Below are 1,219 nucleotides of genomic sequence, written 5' to 3'. Positions count from 1 at the left end.
GTCAGGCGGCTTCGATGATCATGCCGGCGGCGACGGTGCGGTTGGTGGCTTCGTCGATGATGATGAAGCCGCCGGTGGTGCGGTTGCGGCGGTATTCGTCGGCCATGAGGGGGATGGTGGTGCGCAGCCGGATGCGGCCGATGTCGTTCAACCCGAGTTGGGTGGCGGTGTCGTCGCGGTGCAGGGTGTTGACGTCGAGCCGGTACTGCAGTCCCTTGACGATCGCCCTGGCCGTGCGCGTGGTGTGCTTGATGGCGTATTTGCCGCCGACGGTGAGCGGTTTGTCGTCCATCCAGCAGACGAGGGCTTCGATGTCCTGCGCCGGGGTGGGGGTGTTGTGGGGGCGGCAGATCATGTCACCGCGGGAGATGTCGATCTCGTCTTCGAGCCGGACCGTCACCGACATGGGCGGGAACGCTTCGGCGACGGGTCCGTCGGCGGTGTCGATCCCGGCGATCTTCGTGGTCATGCCAGAGGGCAGGACCATGACCTCGTCGCCGGGCTTCATGATCCCGGAGGCGACCTGCCCGGCGTAGCCGCGGTAGTCGGTCACGGTCGTGGACTGGGGGCGGATGACGTATTGGACGGGGAAGCGCACGTCGACGAGGTTGCGGTCGGAGGCGATGTGCACGTGCTCCAGGTGGTGCAGCAGCGACGGGCCTTCGTACCAGGGCATGTTCGTCGACCGGGTGGCGATGTTGTCGCCGTTGAGCGCCGAGATCGGGATGATCGCCAGGTCGGTGATGTCGAGCTTGGCGGCGAACGACGTGAACTCGTCGACGATCCGGTCATACACGGCCTGGTCGAAGTCGACGAGGTCCATCTTGTTGACGCACAGCACGAGGTGGGGCACGCGCAGCAGGGAGCACAGGAACGCGTGCCGCCGCGACTGCTCGACGATGCCCTTGCGGGCGTCGACCAGCACGAGCGCGAGGTCGGCCGTCGAAGCGCCGGTGACCATGTTGCGCGTGTACTGGATGTGCCCCGGCGTGTCCGCGATGATGAACTTACGGCGCGGGGTCGCGAAGTAGCGGTAGGCGACGTCGATGGTGATGCCCTGCTCCCGCTCGGCGCGCAGGCCGTCGGTGAGCAGCGCCAGGTTCGTGTACTCGTCGCCACGCGCCGCGGACACGGCTTCGACGGCTTCGAGCTGGTCCTCGAACAGCGACTTGGTGTCGTACAGCAGCCGGCCGATCAACGTCGACTTACCGTCGTCGAC

1 protein-coding gene is annotated in these 1,219 nt (G+C 66.6%); it reads right to left on the bottom strand.

From position 1 onward, the window contains the following. Window position 1 precedes the first annotated feature (1 nt). The coding region (locus ACFQO7_RS37695) for a sulfate adenylyltransferase subunit 1 (protein ID WP_376810886.1) at window positions 2-1,219 on the bottom strand (1,218 nt) is incomplete at its 5' end.

This window comes from Catellatospora aurea (assembly GCF_042663325.1).
GTDB lineage: Bacteria > Actinomycetota > Actinomycetes > Mycobacteriales > Micromonosporaceae > Catellatospora > Catellatospora aurea.
This window is presented reverse-complemented; position numbering and strand designations above follow the sequence as displayed.